At 62.4% G+C, this 362-nt stretch carries 1 protein-coding gene; it reads right to left on the bottom strand.

From position 1 onward, the window contains the following. On the bottom strand, positions 1-362 hold a 362-nt coding region (locus tag NR193_RS33390; protein ID WP_256754903.1), incomplete at both ends, for an ABC transporter permease subunit.

Below are 362 nucleotides of genomic sequence, written 5' to 3'. Positions count from 1 at the left end.
ATCTCGTACGGCGCGAACGTGGTCGACACCATCTGTCTCGCCATGCCGGTGATCTCGAGCAGCGTTACGGTGCTCGCCAGTGACGAACCCTTAATCATCCCGACGATCTCGTTGCCGTAGGCCGGTAGCGATATCCGGAAAGCGATCGGGAAGGTGACCAGGCGAGCGATCTGGAAGCGTTTCAAGCCGAGAGACGTGGCCGCCTCGGTGACACCCCTAGGCACGGACTGGAGACCGCGGCACAGGATCTCGGTGGTGTGTGCCGCGCTGTTCAGCGAAAATGTAAGCAGGGCGCACCAGAAGGGGTCGCGCAGGATGACCCAGAAGATGCTGGCTCGCACCGCCTCGATCTGAGCGAGGCC

Source organism: Mesorhizobium sp. Mes31 (genome assembly GCF_024519675.1).
In the GTDB taxonomy this organism is placed as follows: Bacteria; Pseudomonadota; Alphaproteobacteria; order Rhizobiales; family Rhizobiaceae; genus Mesorhizobium.
The sequence above is the reverse complement of the archived record's forward strand: the minus strand, read 5'-3'. Positions and strand labels throughout refer to the sequence as shown.